Origin of the sequence: Delftia sp. PE138, assembly GCF_018320755.1 — a bacterium.
GTDB lineage: Bacteria > Pseudomonadota > Gammaproteobacteria > Burkholderiales > Burkholderiaceae_C > Comamonas > Comamonas tsuruhatensis.
Window position 1 is genome coordinate 644,719 of record NZ_JABEPN010000001.1, and the last position, 14,737, is coordinate 659,455.

Here is a 14,737-nt window from a genome sequence, read left to right on the forward strand (position 1 = left end):
GTCTCCGGAAATTCTTGCAGATGGGTCATGGGCCGCTGGCTGCGGCCTGCAGCAGTGTTTTTACACCAGCGCGCGCGTGCGCGTGGCCATGAGGGCCCGGTCCGCGCCGGTGGTTGTCAGCTTTCGGCTTTCAGGCTCGGTGCTGCAGGGCGATGCGTGGCACGGCCCGTACCAGGGCCTGGGTGTAGGGATGCTGCGGGGCGTGGAACAGTTGCTGCGGAGCCCCGCGCTCGACGATGCGGCCTTCGCTCAGCACGATGGCGTCGTCGCACAGGTGCTGGACCACGGCCAGGTCGTGGCTGATGAACAGGTAGGACAGGCCCAGCTGCTGCTGCAGATCGCGCAGCAGGTTCAGTACCTGGGCCTGCACCGAGACGTCGAGGGCGCTCACGGGCTCATCGGCCACGATGAGGCGGGGTCGCGTGACCAGGGCGCGTGCAATGGCGATGCGCTGGCGCTGGCCGCCCGAGAATTCATGCGGGTACTTGTCCAGGTCCTGCACGCGCAGCCCGACCTGCTCCAGCGTGGCGCGGGCCAGGTCGCGCCGGGCTGTGCGCTCGGGCGGTGCAGGCTGGGCGGTCAGGGGCTCGCAGACGATGTGTTCCACCGTCATGCGCGGGTCCAGCGAACCGTAAGGATCCTGGAACACCATCTGGAAATCGCGGCGCGCCATGCGCAGTGCCTGGTTGCCGAGCCGGTGCAGATCCTGGCCCAGCAGCTGCACGCTGCCGGCGCTGGGCGTGTCCAGCGCCATGATCAGGCGTGCCAGCGTGGACTTGCCGGAACCCGACTCGCCCACCACGCCCAGGCTGCGCCCCGCCGTCAGCGTGAAATCCACGCCGCGCAGCGCATGCACCTGCTCCGGCGCGCGCCACAACGAGCGGCGTGGCAGACGGTAGCTGCGGGCCAGGTCCGTCACCTGCAGCAGGGGCGGATCGGCAGCGGCCGGTGCCTGGCGGTCGTGCTCCGTCATGTGCTGCGGCCCTGCGTATGCATGCCCGGCGCAATGGCCTCGGAGCGCAGGCAGCGCACCACATGCGGCTGTGCCCAGGCCTGCAGGGCAGTGGGCGTGGGCCGCTGCGGGCGCTCCAGGACCAGGGCGCGCGGGCGCTCGCTGTGGCAGGTGGGCTCGGTATAGCTGCAGCGGCCCGCGAAGGCGCATCCGGCTGGCAGGTCCACCAGCTCGGGCACGGTGCCGGCAATGGTGGGCAACCGCGCCGGCGGCTGGTGGCCTGGTCCCGAAGGCTCCAGCTGCGGCCTGGCGGCGAACAGGCCGCGCGTGTAGGGATGGGCGCGGCGCGCGAAGATGGCCTCGGTCATGCCGCTTTCGACCACGGTGCCGCCGTACATCACCTGCAGCTGCTCCACGTTTTGCGCGATCACTCCCAGATCGTGCGAGATCAGCAGCAAGGCCATGGAGTGCTCTGCCACCAGTTCCTGCAGCAGATTGAGAATTTGCTGCTGCACGGTCACGTCCAGCGCCGTGGTAGGTTCGTCGGCGATCAGCAGGTCGGGCCCGCAGGCCAGGGCCATGGCGATGGTGATGCGCTGGCGCTGGCCGCCCGAGAACTGGTGCGGATAGTCGTCAAAGCGCTGGGCTGCGCGGGCAATGCCCACGCGCTCCAACAGGGCCACTGCGCGCTCGCGCGCGGCCTGGCGGCCCAGGCGCTGGTGGTGGCGCAGCGGCTCGGCCACCTGGCGGCCGATGCCGTACACGGGGTTGAGGGCCGTCATGGGCTCCTGAAACACCATGGCCATGCGGTTGCCGCGCAGGCGGCACAGCGCGCGCTCGTCCATGTCCAGCAGCTCCTGGCCGTTGAGCCGGATGCTGCCGTCCACCTGCGCATGCTCCGGCAGCAGGCCCATCAGCGCCAGGGCGGTCAGCGACTTGCCGCAGCCCGACTCGCCGATCAGGCCCAGCGTGGCGCCGCGCTCCAGGATGAATTCCAGGTTCTGCACGGCACGCGCGCGGCCGCGCGGGGTCTGCAAGGTGATGGTGAGGCCGGAGACTTCGAGCAGGGGCATGGCGCGTGTCTTCCTCAGCGCTGGCGCGACAGGCGCGGGTCGAGCAGATCGCGCAGCCCGTCGCCCAGCAGGTTGAGCCCGAGCACGGACAGTGCAATGGCCAGGCCCGGCCACACGGCCAGCAGCGGCGCCTGGAACATGAGGGTCTGGGCCTCGCTGAGCATGCGGCCCCAGGACGCCTGGGGCGGCTGCGTGCCCAGGCCCAGATAGGACAGGGCGGCTTCGGCCAGAATGGCCAGCGCGAACTGTATGGTGGCCTGCACCACCAGCACGGGCAGGATGTTGGGCAGCACATGGCGCCAGGTGATGCTGGCGCGGCCATGGCCGCAGGCGCGTGCAGCCAGCACGTATTCACGTGCCCAGACCGCCTTGGCCGATGCCCGCGTGATGCGCGCAAAGGTGGGAATGTTGAAGATGCCGATGGCAATGATGGCGTTGACGATGCCCGCGCCGAACACGGCCGTGAGCATGATGGCCGACAGCAGCGCAGGAAAGGCGAAACTGAAATCGACCAGCCGCATGATGGCCTCTTCCACCCAGCCCCGGCAGGCCGCGGCGACCAGTCCCAGCACCACGCCCATCGACAGCCCGATGCCCACGGCGATCACGCCGACCAGGATGGAACTGCGCGCGCCCAGGAACAGCAGCGAGGCCACATCGCGCCCATAGGCATCGGTGCCCAGCCAGTGCAGGCTGCCGGGTGCGGCCAGCTTGGCATCCAGGTCCATGTCGTAGGCCGAGCCCGGCGTCCACCACAAGGACAGCAGCGCGGTGAGCAGCAGCAGCGCGGTCAGCATGGCACCCAGCATGAAGCTGCGGTGGCCCAGCATGCGCCGGCCCAGGCTGGCCGGCCTGCTGAGGGTGACCGCCCGCGTGGGCCGATGGCCCGGTGGCGCAGCGGTCGGCGAAACAGGGTTGCCTGGCTGGCTCATATGTCGCTGGCCTCGATGCGTGGATCAATGGCTGCATACAGCACATCCACGATGAAGTTGATGACCACCACCATGGCCGCCAGCAGCAGCACGCAGTTGCGCACGACGATGAGGTCGCGGTTGGCGATGGACTGGAAGATCAGCCGGCCCAGGCCCGGCAGGTAGAACACGTTCTCCACCACGATGGTGCCGGCCAGCAACTGGGCAAACTGCAGCCCCATGACCGTGAGCACGGGAATCATGGCATTGCGCAGCACGTGGCCCCAGAGCACGGCGCGGCGCGGCAGGCCCTTGGCGCGGGCCGTGCGAACGAAGTCCTCGCGCAGCACTTCCAGCACGGCCGAGCGCGTGATGCGCGCCAGGATGGCCGCCTGCACCACGGCCAGCGAGATCGCCGGCAGCAGCAGGGCCTGCAGTGCGGGCAGGACGCCGCCGCCATCGGCCTCGCTCCAGCCTGGAAAGCCGCCTGCGGAAAACCATTGCAGCTTCACCGAGAACACCAGGATCAGCAGGATGGCGAACCAGAAATTCGGGATGGCAATGCCGATCTGCGCCAGGCCCATGACGCCCAGGTCGCCCCATCGGTTGTGGCGCGAGGCGGCATAGATGCCCGCTGCCAGGGCCAGCACGGTGGTGATGAGCATGGCCATCACGGCCAGCGGGGCGGTCACTGCCAGGCGCTCCAGCACCAGATCGCTGACCGGTGTGCTGTAGGCGTAGCTCAGTCCCATGTCGCCATGCAGCAGCCCCTGCAGCCACTGCAGGTAGCGCTGCCAGGCTGGCTGGTCCAGTCCCAGCTGCTCGGCCAGCGCCTGCACGGCCTCGGGGGCGGCATCGGGCCCCATCAGCGTCTGGGCCGCATTGCCGGGCAGCACCTCCAGCACGCCGAACACCACGGCCGAGGCGCCCAGCAGCGTGGCTGCCAGCATCAGCAGGCGCTTGAGCAGGAAGACGCTCATGGGCAGTCGGCCTTGGCACGGTGTTGGGCTGTCACGTCGGCGGAATGTGTGTGGGTGGTTCTTGGCGGGCCCGAATGGTAATGCGCACGGCCCATGCGCGCAGCATAGCGGCCTTTGAAGGTGCATCGCTCCGTGCCGATCCGGCGCGTATGCTTGCCCGTGCAGCCTTCATGCGTATGAAGGGGGCAGGATAATGGCGCAATGACTGATGCCACCTTGCTGCAAGGCCCGTTCGGGGTGCAAGGGCCTGCCCGGCCCGGAGCGTGGCGTGCGCTTGCGAGGGACCTGCCATGGCTTTGATGATCACCGACGAATGCATCAACTGCGATGTCTGCGAACCCGAGTGCCCCAACGATGCAATCTCCATGGGCGAGGAGTACTACGAGATCGAGCACAGCAAGTGCACGGAATGCGTGGGGCATTTCGATGAACCCCAGTGCGTGCAGATATGCCCCGTGGCCTGCATTCCCGTGAATCCCGCCCACGTGGAAGACCGCGAGACGCTGATGCAGAAATACCTGCGTCTGCAATCCCAGGCTCCCGCCGCTTCCTGATCGCTCAGCCCTTGTCGCTCTCGGCTGTGGCCGGGCGCACGGGCTTGGGGCGTGGAGGCTTGGTGGTGTGGATCAGCAAGGTCGCCTTGTCCATGTCGCCCGCCTGCAGCTCGGGCCAAGCCTTGAGCGAATGGGCAATGCTGTCCTCGATCAGCTGGCGCTGGTCGGGCGCGGGCTTCTTGAGCACCCAGTTGGCGACTTCGGCCTTGTGCCCCGGGTGGCCTATGCCGATGCGCAGCCGCCAGTAGTCGGCCGAGCCCAGCTGGGCATGAATATCGCGCAGGCCGTTGTGGCCGCCGTGGCTGCCGCCGCGCTTGAGCTTGACCTGGCCTGGGGCGAAGTCCAGTTCGTCATGGACCACGAGGACCTCCTCGGGCTGGATCTTGAAAAAGCGCGCCAGCGCGCCCACCGATTTGCCGGACAGGTTCATGAAGGTCTGCGGCTCGAGCAGCCAGACACTCTCGCCACGCACGCTGGCGCGGGCCATGAGGCCGAAGTAGTTGCGCTCGGGCACCAGGTGGACCTTGAGTTCGCGCGCCAGCGCATCTATCCACCAAAAACCCGCGTTGTGGCGGGTGTCCTCATACTCCGGCCCGGGATTGCCCAGGCCGACAAACAATTTGATCATCGGGCGATTATCTCCATGGCGGCCGCAGCAGGCAGGCGATGGTGTTCACCATGCAAAAGGCCCACGCGAGGTGGGCCTTTTGCAGGTTGCGGCAGCCGCAGCCGCCGCAAGGGAAAGCCAAGAATTACTTCTTGCCCTTCTTTGCCGGAGCGGCCGGAGCCGCTGCGGGAGCTGCGGATGCATCAGGAGCCACTTCGGGCAGCTTGATGGAGATCAGGGCCGGGTTCTTGTTGGAGCCGCGCACCACAGCCTTCACGCCGTTGGGCAGCTTGACGTTCTGCAGGCCCAGGGTCGACTTGGAGGTCAGGCCGCTCAGGTCCACCTTGATGAACTCGGGCAGTTGGGCGGGCATGCACATCACGTCCAGTTCATGGATCAGGGGAGTGATGGTGCAGTTCTCGACCTTGACGGCCTGGGACTGTTCCATGCCTTCGAAGTGCAGCGGCACCTTCAGGTGAACCTTGGTCTTGTCGTCAACGCGCTGGAAGTCCACGTGCAGGATCAGCTGCTTGTAGGGGTGGAATTGCACGTCGCGCAGCACGACCTTGGAGGTCTGGCCGTTGACTTCCATATCCAGAACGCTGGAATGGAACACTTCCTTCTTCAGGGCGTGCCACAGGGCGTTGTGATCGATCTCGATCAGTTGGGCTTCGGCAGCACCGCCGTAGACGATGCCAGGGGCCTTGCCCGAATTGCGCAGACGGCGGCTCGCACCCGTACCTTGCTTGGCGCGCTCAAAAGCGACGAATTGCATAACTAACTCCTAGATGGATGGACCGCGACCAGCCTCATCCGTTGATAAAAGAACGCCTGCCCCGTGCGGAACAGGCTGCTCTTGCGGTGTCCCGGGATGGTCCTGAAACCATCCCGGAACGCGCAAACCTCCCGAAGGAGGTTTGCTGGTTCAGACCACAGGGGCCGATATTTTATTCGGAGAACAGGCTCAGCACCGAATCGCCGGTGGAAATCCGCTGGATTGTCTGGGCAATCAGGGGGGCCACGGACAGTTGGCGGATTTTGCCGCAAGCCTGGGCTTCGGCGCTCAGAGGAATGGTGTTGGTCACCACGACCTCGTCCAGTGCACTGCCGTTGCCGATGCGCTCGATGGCCGGACCCGAGAAGATCGGGTGCGTGCAATAGGCGTAGACGCTCTTGGCACCACGCTGCTTGAGCACTTCGGCTGCCTTCACCAGGGTGCCGGCGGTGTCGATCATGTCATCCATGATCACGCAGTTGCGGCCGTCGATGTCGCCGATCACGTGCATGACTTCGGAGACGTTGGCCTTGGGGCGGCGCTTGTCGATGATGGCCAGGTCGCAGCCCAGCTGCTTGGCCAGCGCACGGGCACGGACCACGCCACCCACGTCGGGCGAGACAACGATCAGGTCTTCGTAGTTCTTCTGGCGCAGATCGCCAAGCAGCACCGGCGTGGCATAGATGTTGTCCACGGGGATGTCGAAGAAACCCTGGATCTGGTCTGCGTGCAAGTCCATGGTCAGCACGCGCTCGACACCCACGGCCTGCAGCATGTTGGCCACGACCTTGGCCGTGATCGGCACGCGGGTGGAGCGCGGGCGGCGGTCCTGGCGGGCGTAGCCGAAGTAGGGAATCACCGCGCAGATGCGCTCGGCCGATGCACGCTTGAGGGCGTCCACCATGACCAGCAGTTCCATCAGGTTGTCGTTGGTCGGTGCGCAGGTCGATTGCACGACGAAGACGTCGCGCGTACGCACGTTCTGCTTGATCTCGACGGCGACTTCTCCATCGGAGAAGCGACCCACGTCGGCTGCACCCAGCGTGGTGCCGAGGTGCTGAACGATTTCAGCGGCCATGCCAGGATTGGCATTGCCGGTGAAGACCATGATGTCAGGATGATGTGAATGCATTGAGCGCCCCAGTACGATGGGTTTGCCTTGACGCGAAAGACGTTTGGCAGGGGAGGAAGGACTCGAACCCTCGCATGCCGGAATCAAAATCCGGTGCCTTTACCAACTTGGCGACTCCCCTACACAGGCCCTCTGCCGCAGGCAGACAGCCTATAAACTCTCATCTTTGAGCCAATCCTTGAGGGGATGGGCCTGCAGATTCCTGCAAACTCTGACATTCCAGATGCCTGGGGCATTCTTGAAGTCGATTGTTTGCGTCAGTGGTGCAAATACTGCACTTCCCGAGCCCGTCATTCTAGCACGCAGTTTGAAGGACTTGAGCCAATCAATGGCTTTTTTCACTTCAGGCTGCAGCCTTTCGGCGACGGGCTGCAAGTCGTTCTGGCCAAAGCCATAGTGATCTGCAGCAAAGTCGGCGATTGTAGCATGGGCATGATTGCGCTTGAGGTCGGGGGCGCGGAAGATGGACAGGGTTTCCAGTCCCGCCTCGGGCTTGACCACCACGAACCGCTGGGGCGGCAGGGCATGGCTGTGCTCCAGCGGCGTGATGTGCTCGCCTATGCCCTCCACCCAGGCGGAGCTGCCGCACAGAAAGAAGGGCACATCTGCGCCCAGGCCCAGTCCAATGCGCTGCAGTTCGCGCCGGGTCAGGTTCAGTTGCCACAGGCGGTTCAGCGCCATGAGGGTGGATGCCGCATCCGACGATCCTCCGCCCATCCCGGCCTGTGCCGGCAGGCGCTTTTCCACGCCTATGTGCACGCCCTGGCTGCAGCCGGTGGCCTGTTGCAGCGCGCGTGCGGCCCGCATGATGAGGTCGTCGGCAGGAAGGGGCATGCCCGAGAGGTCCTCGCGGCTGACGTTGCCGTCGCCGCGCTTGTCGAAGTGCAGCGTGTCGTGCCAGTCCAGCAGCATGAAGACCGATTGCAGCAGGTGGTAGCCATCGTCTCGGCGGCCGGTGATATGGAGGAACAGGTTGAGCTTGGCCGGAGCCGGCACGTCGTGGAGCGAGCGCATGGGCTGGAGAGGATGAGAGGGATGGAGGCGGGTGCGGCGGGATGGGGGTGCAGAGGGCGCGCCCGGCGCAAATCAGGGTGTGTCGAGCACGATGCGCAGCGCTGCCGGCGGCTGCGGGTCATGGCGCCGGGCGGACAGCCGGCCCTGCTCCATGCGGGAGAGATCGACCTGCCAGCCTGCGGCTGCGGTGGCCCGGCCCTGCAGCCAGTCGAACAGGGCGGCGATGGGCAGGTCGCTGCCCGTCAGCTCTTGCACCAGCGTGGGCAGCGAGTCCGAGGTCTTGCGGTCCTCGCCTTGCTGCAGGCTGGCCTGTCCTGGCGCCCAGAGCAGGCGTGCCAGCGTCGATCCCAGGGGGGTGAACAGCAGCAACTCGCCGCGCTGGGGTGTGCCCAGCAGCTCGAAGCCTGCGCTGAAGGATTGGTTCTGCGCATCTTCCACCTGCAGCGCCAGTCGGCCCGACCAGTGCCCGGCGGCGGCCGGTGCTGCTGCATCGGCCTGGAGCTGGCGGGGTGGCAGGGCGCAGCCGGCCAGAGTCAGCAGCGCCGTGGCAGCAGCCGTGGCGCACAGCTGCCGGCGGATGAGCATGGGGCGCAAACGATGGGGCACGGGGTGGGGCACGGCGCGGCGGCTCAAAGCGAGACGCCCAGGCGGCGCAGGGTGTCGCGCAGCGTGGTGTTGTCGGGGCTGGAGGCCAGGCCCTGGCGCCAGATCTTCTGCGCGCGTTCGCGATCGCCCTTGACCCAGAGCACCTCGCCCAGGTGCGCCGCGATCTCCACGTCGGGGCGGGAGGCGTAGGCGCTTTCAAGCAGCTTGAGCGCTTCGTCCAGGTTGCCTTGGCGGAATTTCACCCAGGCCAGGCTGTCGGTGATGAAGGGGTCGCCTGGCGACATCTCCAGCGCCTTGCCCACGAGCTTTTCTGCTTCGTCCAGATGGATGCCGCGCTCGGCGAAGGAGTAGCCCAGCGCGTTGTAGGCATGCTGGAAGTCGGGCCGACGCGCGATGATACCGCGCAGCAGCCGCTCCATTTCGTCATGCTTGCCGATGCGCTCCGCGAGCAGGGCCGTGTCGTAGGCCAGTTCGGCGTCTTCGGGGTCCTGTTTTTGCAGCTCGGCCTGCAGCGCATAGGCCTGGGCATTCTGATTGGCGTCGCGCAACAGCTGCACTTCGGCCAGACGCTTGAGCCGTTGCTGACTGGGGCCGCTGGCAGGCACGGCTTCGATCAGGGCGCGCGCTTCCTTGAGCTTGCCCTGGCGTGCAAGCAGGCTCGCTCGGCGCGCCTGCACGCTCAGCAGGTTGGGGGCATCGTCGATGCGGCGCAGCAGGGCATCGGCCTCGTCGAACCTGCCTTGCTTTTCAGCGATCTGTGATTGCAGCAGGTAGTACTGGGACTGGCCGGCGCTGCGCGCCACGCCGGCAGGAATCTGCGGCACGAGCTTGCCGAAGCGCTCGGTGGACGCCTGAGCCGCACCCACATCGTTCGTTTGCAGCTGCAGGGCGGCCAGCGTGGCCCAGGCTTCGGCGTAGTCGGGCGAATCCATGGTGATGGAGACCAGTTGCTGCCGGGCCTCGTCCAGGCGCTGCTGACCCAGCAGCACGCGGGCATAGGCCATGCGCATCTGGGCTGACGGGTTCTTGGCCAGGTAGCGCTTGACGATGGGTTCCGCCTCCGGCATGCCGGCTTCCAGCAGCTCCATGGACAGCAGGGCCACGGGGCCTGTGTCGGGCGTCAGCGCCTGGGCCTTTTGCACGGCCTGCATGGCTGCGGCCTTTTGCCCGGCGCCCAGGCGCATGTGGCCGATGGTGGCCCAGGCCAGCGGGCCGCTGGCCGGATTGTCGGTTTCGCCGGCCATAGCCTGCTCGACCACATCGGCAGCAAGGGCCTTGTCGCTGGCGTTGTTGTAGAGCTGGGTGATGCCCAGATAGGTGGCAGGCTTGGACGGAGCGGGCGTGGCCTCGATCTCGCGCTTGAGATAGCTGCCGGTATCGGCGATGCGGTTCAGCGCCACCAGGATCTGGAGCACGAAGCGGTTGGCATCGCGTGACTGGGGAAAGGCGTCCAGCCAGGCGCGGGCATTGGCCAGTGCGCGCTCACCGGAGCGCGACTGCAGCGCCAGTTCCGTGCCACGGCGGTACAGCTGCTCGCTGCCGCTGGTGCGCGCAGCCTCCATCATCATGGCCTGGGCATCGCCCAGCGCGCCTTCGCTGGCAGCGATTTCGCCGACCAGGATCTCGTAGAACAGTTCGGCGTTGAGCGCTGCGCGCTCCTCTTCGGCAGACGCGGCGGCGGACGATGGAGGTTCCGGGGATTCCGTCTCGATGGTGGCTGCGGTCTTGCCAGGCAGTGCCCAGGCAGTGGCGGAACCCATGGCCAGGGCTGCTGCCACGGCGAGTCCCTGAAGGCGAAGGCGATGATCCATCGAATCATAATAATCGAAGCCTCGGCCCGCATTTCGCACAACCTCAGTACAACCCGGATCGCATGCCCGAATTGCCAGAAGTAGAAGTCACGCGGCGTGCGTTCGCCTCGCAGATCGCCGGAGCGCGCATTGAATCCGTGGCGCTGGGCAAGCCATTGCGCTGGCCTCTGGGCATTGCCCCCGAGCTTCTGACCGGGCGCGAGGTGCACAGCGTGCGCCGGCGCGGCAAGTACCTGCTGATGCAACTGAGCGAAGGCCTGCTCATGCTGCATCTGGGCATGTCGGGCAGCCTGCGTTTCGTGGCGCCGCACGAGTTGCCGCTGGGTCCGGCGGGCGCACATGACCATTTCGATCTGCACACCAGCAAGGGCCAGCTGCGCCTGCACGATCCGCGCCGGTTCGGTGCGGTGATGTATGTGCCGGCCGAGAACGATCCCTGGGCGCGCAGGCTGCTGGACCATCTGGGAATGGAGCCGCTGGATGACAGCTTCCTGTTCGAGACCTTCAAGGCCGGTCTGAAGGCCAGCCGTACGCCCATCAAGCAATTGCTGTTGAGCGGCAGCGTGGTGGTGGGCGTGGGCAATATCTATGCGTCCGAAGTGCTGTTCATGGCACGCATTGCGCCCACGCAGCCGGCCTGCGAGGTGGGGCCGCGCAAGGTGCGCCGGCTGTTCGAGGAGATTCGCCGCGTGCTGGAACTGGCGGTGGAGCAAGGGGGCACGACGCTGCGTGATTTCTCGGCGCCCGACGGCATGGCAGGCCACTTCCAGCTGCAGGCCAAGGTGTATGGCCGCGAGGGCCAGCCCTGCACGCATTGCGGCTCGCCCATACAGCTGCTGCGCCAGGGCCAGCGCAGCACCTACTTTTGCGCGCGGTGTCAGAAAGCGTGAGATGGCCTCAAAAAGAGGAGCGAATTTTCAACGTCTCGTAACGCTTGTGGAGGCCAATCTGCGCGAGATTCATATCGGGTCTGTGCGGGAGGCTCACATTTCTGAAAAATCACCCCTCAGCCGCGCTGGATTGATGGTGAAATATTGTTTCATTTGTAAATAAACGATGTTTTGCCCTGAATCCCCCCGTTCCAGGAGCCGGCCTTGGGGCGCAGCTGCGGGCAAAACGGGGCGACGGTGCTATATTTTGATGAGAAAAGGCATCACGCTTGCGGCGCAATGTCGAGGCGATCACTAAGCATCGGCAGGCATTGGCGATGCAATGGCGGGGGAAACACGTGGGACCATCATTCAACGAGCAATTCGACCAGCACGGCGCATGGCGCCGTGGCTTTGCGCAGCAATTGCATGCGCTGCGCGAATGGTTGCAGTCCCAGGAGCTGCTGGATGTCGCTGTGCAGGAGCGGCTGCAGCGGCTGGAAGCCCAGGTGCGCGGCGACAAGGTCATGGTGGCTTTCGTGGCCGAGTTCTCCCGCGGCAAGTCCGAGCTGATCAACGCAGTCTTCTTCGCCCACTACGGCCGCCGCCTCATGCCGGCCAGCGCAGGTCGCACCACCATGTGCCCGGCCGAGCTGGGCTGGGAAGCCGAACTGCAGCCCAGCCTGCGCCTGCTGCCCATCGATACGCGCGAATCGCTGGAAAGCCTGGGCCAGTGGCGCGCCCGGCCGGAGGCCTGGCTGCAGCTGCCGCTGGATGTGAACAATGCCCAGCAGATTGCCGACACGCTGGCCAAGGTGGCCGAGGTGCGCAAGGTGTCGGTGGATCTGGCGCGAACCTGGGGCTTCTGGCATGACGATGACCAGGGCGGCAATCCCTTCGTGGATGAGCAGGGCCTGGTGGAGGTGCCCATGTGGCGCCATGCGCTGATCAACATGCCCCATCCCCTGCTCAAGCAGGGGCTGGTCATTCTGGATACGCCCGGCCTGAATGCCGTGGGTGCCGAGCCCGAGCTGACCGTCAACCTCATCCCCCAGGCCCATGCCGTGGTCTTCGTGCTGGCGGCCGATACCGGCGTGACCAAGTCCGACCTGGCCATCTGGCGCGACCATGTGCTGCCGCCCGATGCGGCGTCGGGCCAGCAGGCACTGGCCGATTCGCGGCTGGTGGTGCTCAACAAGATAGATACGCTGTGGGATAGCCTCAGCTCCGCGACGCAGGTGCAGGCCCAGCTGCAGCGCCAGCGCCAGGAATCGGCCCAGATGCTGGGCCTGCCTGTGGAGCGGGTGTTGCCCGTGTCGGCACAAAAGGGCCTGGTGGCCAAGGTCTCCGGCAACGAGGCGCTGCTGCAGGCCAGCGGGCTGCCCATGTTCGAGAACATGCTGGCCGAGGGCATCATGGGCCAGCGCCAGAAGGTGCTGCAGACGGCTGTCAGGGCCAATGTGCAGCAGTTGCAGGTCGAGGTGGAGCGCGTGCTCAATATCCGCCGCCGCGACCTGGACGACCAGATGGCCGAGCTGCGCAGCCTGCGCGGCAAGAACGCCAGCGTGATTGCCTCCATGCGCAACCGCATCGAGAGCGAGCAGCGCGATTTCGATGCCAGCGCCGCCAGGATCCAGGCCGTGCGCCTGGTGCACATGCGCATGCTGCGCGACATCTTCCGCCAGCTCGGTTCCAGCGCGCTCAAGCAGGAACTGGTCGATCTCAAGGAGGCGCTGGAGCAGCGCGGCCTGAAGCTGGGCGCGCGCAAGGTCTACGCGGAAACCTTCGAACGCCTGCGCACCGTGGCGACCCGGGCCCAGGCGCAGGCCGGCGAGATCCAGTCCATGCTGGGCGCGACCTTCAAGGAACTCAATGCCGAGTTCGGCTTCTCGCTGCAGGCTCCTGCGCAGCTGGAGCTGACCGAGTTCGGCGGCGACCTGCAGCGCATCGAGGCCAGCTACACCCAGTACCTGGGCCTGGGCCACGCGCTCAGGCGCAGCAATCCCGCGTTTGCCCAGCGGCTGATCAAGGCCCTTGCCATGCGTCTGCGCACGGTCTTCGAGTCTGCGGCCAACGACGTGGACATGTGGAGCAAGTCCGCCACGGCCCAGCTGGATGCCCAATTGAAAGAGCGCAAGCGCAGCTTTGCCCGCCGCATCGAAGCGGTGGACCGCATCCAGAATGCGGCTTCGGGCCTGGTCGAGCGCATTGCCGAAATCGAGGCCGCCGACGAACAGCTCACGGCCTTGCAGCTGCAGCTGGGACAGGCCACCATGGAACTGCTGCAACCCCTGTCGCCCACGCCCGCCTTCCCCGGCCTGGCAAAGGCTGCACAGGAAACTTCACTGACTGCTTGATATCTTGACCTTTCCCTCGATTGCCACGCCCGTCGTGCAGTGGCAGGCGTCGCATGGACGCAATCACCTGCCCTGGCAGCAGACGCGCGATCCCTACCGCGTCTGGCTCTCTGAAATCATGCTGCAGCAGACCCAGGTGAGCACCGTGCTGGGCTACTACCAGCGCTTCCTTGATGCCTTTCCCGATGTCGCCAGCCTCGCGGCCGCGCCGCAGGATGCCGTGCTGGCGCTGTGGAGCGGCCTGGGCTACTACAGCCGTGCGCGCAACCTGCACCGCTGCGCCCAGGCCGTGGTCCAGGAGTGGGGTGGTGCCTTTCCACGCAGGGCCGAGGATCTGGCCACGCTGCCCGGCATAGGCCGGTCCACGGCGGGCGCCATCGCGTCCTTTTGCTTTTCCGAGCGCGTGCCCATCCTCGACGCCAATGTGCGGCGCGTGCTCACGCGTGTGCTGGCTTTCGATGCCGATCTGGCCGTGTCCAGGAACGAGCGCGAACTGTGGGACCTGGCCCAGCAGCTGTGCCCCACCGAGGACCTGCAGCAGGCCATGCCCCGCTATACCCAGGGCCTGATGGATCTGGGTGCCACTATCTGCACGCCGCGCAAGCCCAGCTGCCTGGTCTGTCCGCTGCAGCCGCAGTGCCGGGCGGCCCGCTTCGGCAATCCCGAAAACTACCCCGTGCGAACGCGCAAGCTCAAGCGCAGTTCCGAGGCCTGGTGGCTGCTGATCGCCGTGGACGGGCAAGGCCGCGTCTGGCTGGAGCGCCGCCCGCAGCAGGGCATCTGGGCGGGCCTTTATGCGCCTCCCGTGTTCAATGAACGCGAGGCGCTGGAGCAGGCCGCCGCACGGCACTGGCCCGCCGCACGATCCGCCGACTGGACCGAGCTGCCGGCTTTCCTGCATGTGCTCACCCACCGTGATTTGCATCTGCATCCGGTGCGCGTGCCTGTCCATGGCAGCGGCCCGGATGCTGCCATGGCAGACGGCCAGGGCTGCTGGGCCGATGCCAGGGCCTGGGCCGACATGGGCCTGCCGGCCCCGGTGCGCAAGCTGCTGGATGCGCAGTTTGCGGGCTGAAGCCCAAGGCCGCCGCGTCTT

The 14,737-nt window shown here is 66.3% G+C and carries 14 protein-coding genes and 1 tRNA gene; 4 read left to right on the top strand and 11 right to left on the bottom strand.

Annotation, left to right across the window (positions count from 1 at the left end; all coding sequences use genetic code 11):
- Positions 1-130: 130 nt before the first annotated feature.
- The 4 genes from HFGMBDPB_RS02815 to HFGMBDPB_RS02830 are packed head-to-tail and all read right to left on the bottom strand — an operon-like array spanning position 131 to position 3,916.
- A complete protein-coding gene (locus HFGMBDPB_RS02815; RefSeq protein WP_212644863.1) occupies positions 131-973 on the bottom strand; it encodes an ATP-binding cassette domain-containing protein in 843 nt (280 codons plus the stop codon).
- The gene (locus HFGMBDPB_RS02820; protein WP_212644864.1) at positions 970-2,025 is read right to left on the bottom strand and encodes an ABC transporter ATP-binding protein; all 1,056 of its coding nucleotides are present in this window, start codon (positions 2,023-2,025) and stop codon (positions 970-972) included. The genes HFGMBDPB_RS02815 and HFGMBDPB_RS02820 overlap by 4 nt, the downstream gene beginning before the upstream one ends.
- Positions 2,026-2,039: 14 nt before the next feature.
- Positions 2,040-2,957, bottom strand: a complete 918-nt coding sequence (locus HFGMBDPB_RS02825) for an ABC transporter permease (protein WP_212644865.1) — start codon at positions 2,955-2,957, stop codon at positions 2,040-2,042.
- Positions 2,954-3,916, bottom strand: coding sequence for an ABC transporter permease (locus HFGMBDPB_RS02830; protein ID WP_016445694.1), 963 nt, complete (start codon positions 3,914-3,916; stop codon positions 2,954-2,956). Before HFGMBDPB_RS02830 ends, HFGMBDPB_RS02825 begins: the two co-directional genes overlap by 4 nt.
- 290 nt (positions 3,917-4,206) lie before the next feature.
- Between HFGMBDPB_RS02830 and HFGMBDPB_RS02835 the strand changes: the two genes are divergently transcribed.
- Positions 4,207-4,470 carry a YfhL family 4Fe-4S dicluster ferredoxin gene (locus HFGMBDPB_RS02835; RefSeq protein WP_016445695.1) on the top strand — a complete coding sequence of 88 codons (264 nt, stop codon included), beginning with the start codon at positions 4,207-4,209 and terminating at the stop codon, positions 4,468-4,470.
- Positions 4,471-4,474: 4 nt separating this feature from the next.
- Here HFGMBDPB_RS02835 and pth read toward each other — a convergent pair whose 3' ends face one another.
- From pth to HFGMBDPB_RS02870, 7 genes are all read right to left on the bottom strand, one after another.
- Positions 4,475-5,098 (bottom strand): aminoacyl-tRNA hydrolase, encoded by a 624-nt coding sequence (pth, locus tag HFGMBDPB_RS02840; RefSeq protein ID WP_212644866.1) that lies wholly within the window; start codon positions 5,096-5,098, stop codon positions 4,475-4,477.
- 124 nt (positions 5,099-5,222) lie between these two features.
- Positions 5,223-5,852, bottom strand: coding sequence for a 50S ribosomal protein L25/general stress protein Ctc (locus tag HFGMBDPB_RS02845; RefSeq protein WP_046987279.1), 630 nt, complete (start codon positions 5,850-5,852; stop codon positions 5,223-5,225).
- Between the two features lie 172 nt (positions 5,853-6,024).
- Positions 6,025-6,984 (bottom strand): ribose-phosphate pyrophosphokinase, encoded by a 960-nt coding sequence (locus tag HFGMBDPB_RS02850; RefSeq protein ID WP_026063011.1) that lies wholly within the window; start codon positions 6,982-6,984, stop codon positions 6,025-6,027.
- A gap of 44 nt (positions 6,985-7,028) precedes the next feature.
- A tRNA-Gln gene (locus HFGMBDPB_RS02855) sits at positions 7,029-7,105 on the bottom strand.
- A 29-nt stretch (positions 7,106-7,134) separates the two neighbouring features.
- Positions 7,135-7,998 (bottom strand): 4-(cytidine 5'-diphospho)-2-C-methyl-D-erythritol kinase, encoded by an 864-nt coding sequence (gene ispE, locus HFGMBDPB_RS02860; RefSeq protein ID WP_212644867.1) that lies wholly within the window; start codon positions 7,996-7,998, stop codon positions 7,135-7,137.
- A gap of 72 nt (positions 7,999-8,070) precedes the next feature.
- Positions 8,071-8,583 (bottom strand): outer membrane lipoprotein LolB, encoded by a 513-nt coding sequence (locus HFGMBDPB_RS02865; protein ID WP_047326560.1) that lies wholly within the window; start codon positions 8,581-8,583, stop codon positions 8,071-8,073.
- Between the two features lie 44 nt (positions 8,584-8,627).
- Entirely contained in the window at positions 8,628-10,415 is a 1,788-nt protein-coding gene (locus HFGMBDPB_RS02870; RefSeq protein WP_026062311.1) for a tetratricopeptide repeat protein, read from the bottom strand.
- Between the two features lie 62 nt (positions 10,416-10,477).
- Between HFGMBDPB_RS02870 and mutM the strand changes: the two genes are divergently transcribed.
- From mutM to mutY, 3 genes are all read left to right on the top strand, one after another.
- The gene (gene mutM / locus HFGMBDPB_RS02875; RefSeq protein WP_016445702.1) at positions 10,478-11,305 is read left to right on the top strand and encodes a bifunctional DNA-formamidopyrimidine glycosylase/DNA-(apurinic or apyrimidinic site) lyase; all 828 of its coding nucleotides are present in this window, start codon (positions 10,478-10,480) and stop codon (positions 11,303-11,305) included.
- 338 nt (positions 11,306-11,643) lie between these two features.
- On the top strand, positions 11,644-13,641 hold the full coding sequence (locus tag HFGMBDPB_RS02880; RefSeq protein WP_017405122.1) for a dynamin family protein: 1,998 nt from the start codon (positions 11,644-11,646) through the stop codon (positions 13,639-13,641).
- Positions 13,642-13,645: 4 nt separating this feature from the next.
- Positions 13,646-14,716: an A/G-specific adenine glycosylase gene (gene mutY / locus HFGMBDPB_RS02885; RefSeq protein WP_212644868.1), complete on the top strand. Its 1,071-nt coding sequence runs from the start codon at positions 13,646-13,648 to the stop codon at positions 14,714-14,716.
- The last annotated feature ends 21 nt before the right edge of the window (positions 14,717-14,737 follow it).

Coding starts and splice junctions, on each gene's coding strand:
- HFGMBDPB_RS02825 (WP_212644865.1), bottom strand. CDS start 2,957: ATGAGCCAGCCAGGCAACCCTGTTTCGCCGACCGCTGCGCCACCGGGC.
- mutM (WP_016445702.1), top strand. CDS start 10,478: ATGCCCGAATTGCCAGAAGTAGAAGTCACGCGGCGTGCGTTCGCCTCG.
- HFGMBDPB_RS02870 (WP_026062311.1), bottom strand. CDS start 10,415: ATGGATCATCGCCTTCGCCTTCAGGGACTCGCCGTGGCAGCAGCCCTG.
- HFGMBDPB_RS02865 (WP_047326560.1), bottom strand. CDS start 8,583: ATGCTCATCCGCCGGCAGCTGTGCGCCACGGCTGCTGCCACGGCGCTG.
- HFGMBDPB_RS02835 (WP_016445695.1), top strand. CDS start 4,207: ATGGCTTTGATGATCACCGACGAATGCATCAACTGCGATGTCTGCGAA.
- pth (WP_212644866.1), bottom strand. CDS start 5,098: ATGATCAAATTGTTTGTCGGCCTGGGCAATCCCGGGCCGGAGTATGAG.
- HFGMBDPB_RS02815 (WP_212644863.1), bottom strand. CDS start 973: ATGACGGAGCACGACCGCCAGGCACCGGCCGCTGCCGATCCGCCCCTG.
- HFGMBDPB_RS02850 (WP_026063011.1), bottom strand. CDS start 6,984: ATGCATTCACATCATCCTGACATCATGGTCTTCACCGGCAATGCCAAT.
- HFGMBDPB_RS02820 (WP_212644864.1), bottom strand. CDS start 2,025: ATGCCCCTGCTCGAAGTCTCCGGCCTCACCATCACCTTGCAGACCCCG.
- HFGMBDPB_RS02830 (WP_016445694.1), bottom strand. CDS start 3,916: ATGAGCGTCTTCCTGCTCAAGCGCCTGCTGATGCTGGCAGCCACGCTG.
- HFGMBDPB_RS02845 (WP_046987279.1), bottom strand. CDS start 5,852: ATGCAATTCGTCGCTTTTGAGCGCGCCAAGCAAGGTACGGGTGCGAGC.
- ispE (WP_212644867.1), bottom strand. CDS start 7,998: ATGCGCTCGCTCCACGACGTGCCGGCTCCGGCCAAGCTCAACCTGTTC.